The 5,485-nt window shown below is 72.2% G+C and carries 5 protein-coding genes; 1 reads left to right on the top strand and 4 read right to left on the bottom strand.

The genetic code is table 11. From position 1 onward, the window contains the following. Nucleotides 1–123 precede the first annotated feature (123 nt). The 3 genes from FJ108_17790 to FJ108_17780 are packed head-to-tail and all read right to left on the bottom strand — an operon-like array spanning nucleotide 124 to nucleotide 3,134. Nucleotides 124–510: an FHA domain-containing protein gene (locus FJ108_17790; GenBank protein MBM4337743.1), complete on the bottom strand. Its 387-nt coding sequence runs from the start codon at nucleotides 508–510 to the stop codon at nucleotides 124–126. 51 nt (nucleotides 511–561) lie between these two features. Then, nucleotides 562–2,373: a DNA repair protein RecN gene (recN, locus tag FJ108_17785; protein MBM4337742.1), complete on the bottom strand. Its 1,812-nt coding sequence runs from the start codon at nucleotides 2,371–2,373 to the stop codon at nucleotides 562–564. After that, nucleotides 2,259–3,134 (bottom strand): NAD(+)/NADH kinase, encoded by an 876-nt coding sequence (locus tag FJ108_17780; GenBank protein ID MBM4337741.1) that lies wholly within the window; start codon nucleotides 3,132–3,134, stop codon nucleotides 2,259–2,261. Before FJ108_17780 ends, recN begins: the two co-directional genes overlap by 115 nt. A gap of 53 nt (nucleotides 3,135–3,187) precedes the next feature. Between FJ108_17780 and FJ108_17775 the strand changes: the two genes are divergently transcribed. Beyond that, on the top strand, nucleotides 3,188–4,519 hold the full coding sequence (locus tag FJ108_17775) for a replication-associated recombination protein A (GenBank protein MBM4337740.1): 1,332 nt from the start codon (nucleotides 3,188–3,190) through the stop codon (nucleotides 4,517–4,519). Here the strand turns inward: FJ108_17775 and FJ108_17770 are convergent. After that, nucleotides 4,516–5,485, bottom strand: a 970-nt coding sequence (locus FJ108_17770) for a PDZ domain-containing protein (protein ID MBM4337739.1), incomplete at its 5' end; no start/stop codon positions are given. The genes FJ108_17775 and FJ108_17770 overlap by 4 nt on opposite strands.

Raw genomic sequence — 5,485 nt, 5'->3', positions numbered from 1 at the left:
GCCGGCGAACGGCCCGCCATCCCCTCGAAGGCCGCCGCTGGCCCTCGGCCGCCGAGCCACCACCGCCGACGCCCTCGCAGCGCACCGCGACCACCTACGGATCACCGTGGTGAGAAATGCGGGCTAGACACTCGATCGGGCTCCGGCCGCAGACGTGTCGAGCGACACCTTGAGCACGAGCTTGCCCATCCGGAGCTCGTCACCGTGGGCCAGGGCCTTGCGCTGCTCGCGCGTGCCGTTCACGAGCGTGCCGTTCGTGCTGCCGAGATCCTGCACGAACGCCACCAGGGCCTCGTAGCCGAAGAGAGCGTGGGCGCGAGAGATCGTGGCCTCGTTGAGCACGAGGTCCGCGTTTCGACCGCGGCCGATCACGGTGCTCGGCCGATCGAGCTCCCACTCCAGGCCCTCGTAGAAGCCGCTGTCGATGCGCAAGCGCGCGCGCTGGGCCGGCGGGGGCACTGCCGGATCCGCTGCCTGGGCTTTCGCGTCAGCCAAGATGCCGCCTCCCATTTCCACTCGGGAGCGGCATCGGCGAGGCCTATGGAAAGTTGAGGAAGCGGATCACACTCGGCGGGCGCAATCGGGCCCGCCCACCGAGAGGAGCTCGCGCGCGTGTGCGCGCGCAGCGTCCGTGACGCGACCTCCGCCCATTCGCGCCAGCTCGTCGACGCGCGACTCGCCCTCCAAGAGCTCGATCCGCGTCGTGGTTCGACCCGCGCGCACCGACTTCACCACCCTGTGATGCGCGTCACCAAGCGCGGCGAGCTGCGGCAGGTGCGTGATGCAGATCACTTGATTGCGACCTGCGAGTGCTCGCAGTCGTTCGCCGACCCGAACTGCCGTGCGCCCCCCGAGGCCCGCGTCGATCTCGTCGAAGAGCAACAGCCCGCCCGAGTCTGCATCGCGGAGCACGTTGCGCAGAGCCAGGAGCAGGCGCGAGAGCTCGCCGCCCGAAGCGGCGTCGCGAAGCCGGCCGGGGGCCTCGCCCGGATTCGCGGCGAGCAGAAATACCGCGCGCTCTCGCCCGGACGGCCCCGAGGGCGGATCGAGCCCGTCGGCGCCCTTTGCCGCCAGCGGCTCGAAGGCGACTTGCAGCTTGGCGCGACCGAGCTCGAGCTCGGAAAGCTCCGAGGCGACCGCGCGCTCGAGGCGTCTTGCAGCGGCCCTGCGCGCATCGGAGAGGGCTCGGCTGCGGCCGTCGAGCTGCTCGGCCACGGCGAGAAGCTCGCGTTCGAGCTCCGCGGTCCGTTCGTCGCCGCCCGCGAGCCCGCCGAGCTCCTCGCGCGCCCGGTCGCGGTGCGCGAGCACGTCCTCGAGCGTCGCGCCGTAGCGCGTAAGCAGGCGGCGCAGCTCCGCGATGCGCTGCTCGACCCGCGCCAGGCGCTCCGGATCCGCCTCGAGCCGCGTCGCGTAGCGCGAGAGCGAGTGCGAGGCCTCGTCGAGCTCGAGCCGCGCGCGCTCGAGCGCGGCCTCCGGCTCGGCCAGCTCCGCATCGAGCTCGGCCAGGCCGCGGAGCACCGCGCGCGCGGTGCCGAGCTTCTCGCGCAGCCCGTCGTCGCCATCGAGGCACTCCAGCGCCAGCGCGCTCGCCTGCGCCAGACGATCGACGTGCGCGAGCCGGGAGTGCTCGGCGCCGATCTCCTCGAGCTCTCCCGCGGTCGGCGCGGCGCGATCGATCTGATCGATCTCGTAGCGCAGCTGGTCCTCGCGCCGGGCGATCGCTTCGCGGTCGCGCCTCCGCGCGGCGATCGCGCCCGCCAGCTCACGCCAGCGCCGGTAGAGGTCGGCGACCTCGCCCGCGGCGCCGCCAAGCTCCGCGTACGCGTCGAGCAGCCCCGCCTGCGCCTCGGGCCGCAGCAGGCGCTGGTGCTCGCCCTGGCTGGTGATCTCGAGCGCTTCGCCGACGAGCTCGGCGAGCAGCGCGACGGTCGCGAGCTTCCCGTTCACGAACACCTTGCCGCGGCCCTCGCGCGCGAGCGTCCTCGTGACGAGAAGCTCCTCGTCGTCTTCTCCCGCGAGACCGAGCTCCCGCGCGCGCGCCAGCAGCGCCGGAGAGCGAAGCAGCGCCTCGACGGACGCGTCGGCGGCGCCGGCGCGCAAGAGCTCCGCACCGACCCGCTGGCCGGAGAGCAGCGCGATGGCGCCGAGAAGTACCGATTTTCCCGCGCCGGTCTCACCGGTGACGACCGTGAGGCCCGGACCGAGCTCGAGCTCCAACGACTCGATCGTGACCAGGTTCCGCACGCGAAGGGTCTCGATCAAGAAGCGCCCCAGCCGAGCTTCGTGCGCAGCATCTCGAAGTGGTCGTGAGGTGGCGTGGCGACGAAACGCGCCGGCTCGCGCGCCTTCACCACGCGCACCTCGTCGCCGGATTGCAGCGTGGCTCCGACCTGGCCGTCGAGCGTGAGCGTCGCGTCTTCGGGCGACCTCAGTCGCACCAGGATCTCGCGATCGTCGGGCAGAACCAGCGGCCTCAGGCTCAGGGTGTGCGGGCAGATCGGATTCAGGACCGCAGCCGCCACGCGCGGATCGACGATCGGGCCGCCGGCCGAGAGGTTGTACGCGGTCGAGCCGGTCGGCGTGGCGACGATCAGCCCGTCGGAGCGGTAGCTCGACACGAGCCGGCCGTCGACGTGAGCCTCGAGCTCGATCAGCCTGGCCAGCGCGGAGCCCTTCGTGATCACCGCGTCGTTCAGCACCAGCTCGCGAAGCAGCGGCCGACCGTCGCGAATGTGTGTCACCTCGAAGCGCATGCGCTCGACGATCTGGTGTTCGCCGCGAAGCAGCGCGACCAGCGCGGCCTCGGCCTCGTCGGGATTCACCGCGGTGAGGAAGCCGAGTCGGCCCAGGTTCACCGCGAGGACCGGAATCGATCGCGCGCCCACCGCGCGCACGCCGGCGAGCACCGAGCCATCGCCGCCGAGCACGACGAGCAGGTCCGCGCCGTCGACGATCTGCTCGAGCTTGCGTCCACGGGCCGCGCCCGCGTGACTCGCAGCGGCGTCGTCGAGCGCGACCTCGACGCCATTCGAGCGGAGCAGCGCGACGATTCGCGCCACGAGCGCGCCGACTCCGGTCGGGTCAGGCGCCCGGCCAGCCTTCACGGTGAGCGCGATTCGCTTCCAGCCCCCCATGCGGCTTCCGACGATACGTCCCACCCCGGCGGCGGGCAAGCTAGACTCCCGTCGTGGATCTCTTCCCGCGTGAACCCGCGGCCACACCGCAAGCGGCGCCCGACGCCCCGCTCGCCGAGCGGATGCGGCCGCGGCGGCTGGAGGAGTTCGCGGGGCAGGCGCACCTGCTCGGCCCCGGCGGGCCGCTCGGGCCGCTGCTCGCCGCGAAGGGGAAGCTGCCCTCCTGCATCTTCTGGGGACCGCCGGGCTCCGGAAAGACCACCCTCGCGCGACTGCTCTGCGAGCGCGCCGGATTGCGCTTCGCCGCGATCTCGGCCGTGCTCTCCGGCGTGAAGGATCTGCGCGACGAGATCGCGCGCGCCGAGGAGGAGCGCCGGCGCGGCGTGCGCACGGCCCTGTTCATCGACGAGATCCACCGCTTCAACAAGGCGCAGCAGGACGCGCTGCTGCCGTGCGTCGAGCGCGGGACGGTGGTCCTGCTCGGAGCGACGACCGAGAACCCCTCCTTCGAGGTGATCCCGGCGCTGCGCTCGCGCTCGCGGATCTTCACGCTCGCGCCGCTCGACGAGGCGGCGATCGCCTCGATCGTGCGCCGCGCCCTCGACGATCGCGAGCGCGGCCTCGGCGAGCGCGACCTCGGAATCGCGCCGGACGCGCTCGCGCTGATCGCGCGCATCGCGCAAGGCGACGCGCGCCGCGCGCTCGGATTGCTCGAATCCGCCGCCGAGCGCGCCGAGCGGACCATCGAGCGCGAGCACGTCGCCGCCGCCTTCGAGTCGCGCCTGCCCGACTACGACAAGGGCGGCGAGGCGCACTACGACGTGATCTCCGCGTTCATCAAGAGCCTGCGCGGGAGCGATCCGGACGCTGCGGTCTACTGGCTCGCGCGAATGCTCGACGGGGGCGAGGAGCCCCGCTTCGTCCTGAGGCGTCTCCTGATCTTCGCCTCCGAGGACGTGGGCAATGCGGATCCGAACGGACTGGTCGTCGCGGTCGCGGCCGCCGAGGCGTTCGACCGCGTCGGTCTGCCCGAGGGGCGGCTGATCCTGTCCCAGGCCACGACCTACCTGGCGTGCGCGCCGAAGAGCAACGCGAGCCTGCGGGCGATCTCGTCGGCGTCGGCGGCCGCGAGCGAGCACGGAGCGCTTCCGGTCCCGCTCCACCTGCGCAACGCGCCGACCGAGCTGCTGCGCGAGCTCGGCTACGCGAAGGGCTACCGCTACCCGCACGACGAGCCGAGTCACTTCGTCCGCGAGCAGTATCTCCCGGACGCGCTGGTCGGCACCCGCTTCTACGAGCCGTCCGATCAGGGCGAGGAGGCGACGATCGCGGCACGCCAGCGCGCGCGCTGGTCCGGGCCCGATGACGGAAGCGGCGAGCGTTAGCGCGAGACCGCGATGAAGAGCGTCGAGCCGCCGCGGCGCACCAGCAGGAGCAGTCGCTCACCGCCGCCGCGAATCCGCGCTTCGAGCTCGGCCGCGCTCGCGACCGGCTTCCGATCCGCCTCGAGGACCACGTCTCCTGGCTCGATTCCCGCGCTCGCGGCCGGACCCTCGGGGTCCACGTCGACGACCACGACGCCCGTGCGGTCGCCGAGCCCGAGCCGCTCGCGCAGCGCGTCGTCGAGATCCTCGATGCGCATTCCCAGCGATGCCGCTCCCCCCGACGTGCTCTCCTGCCCTCCGGAAGCTCCCGCCTCGGCGAGCTTGTCGACGGTGATCTCGACTCGGAGTGGAGCTCCGTCGCGTAGCAGCTCGACCTCGACCGGCGTTCCGACCGGCGTCGCTGCGACCGCGCGCGACAGATCGCTGAGCTTCCGGATCGGCTTGCCGCCCAGGCTTCGGATCACGTCCCCGCGCTCCAGTCCAGCGCGTGCAGCCGGCCCGTCGGGCATGACCTGAGCCACCAACGCGCCATCCGTTCCCGAAAGCGCGAGCGCCTTCGCGAGCTCCGGCGTCACCGCCTGCACCGAGACGCCGATCCAGCCGCGCGTGACGCTTCCGGACTCTCTCAGCTGCGGCAGGATGTCCTTCGCCAGATTGATCGGGACCGCAAATCCGATCGTGTTGGCCTGTGGGTTCACCGCGGTGTTGACGCCAATCACCGCGCCGGAAAGGTCGAGCAGCGGTCCGCCGGAGTTTCCCGGGTTGATCGCGGCGTCGGTCTGGATGTAGTCGTCGTACGGACCCTGGCCGAGCTCGCGTCCCTTGGCCGATACGATCCCCAGAGTCACCGTGTGATCGAGGCCGAAGGGATTTCCGATCGCGACCACGAAGTCACCCGGCAGGATCGCGTCGGAGTCACCGAGCCGGAGCGGGTGCAGCTCGCCATCGCGCGCGACGCGGATCCCC

This window comes from Deltaproteobacteria bacterium, from assembly GCA_016875225.1.
Lineage (GTDB): Bacteria > Myxococcota_A > UBA9160 > SZUA-336 > SZUA-336 > VGRW01.
This window is presented reverse-complemented; position numbering and strand designations above follow the sequence as displayed.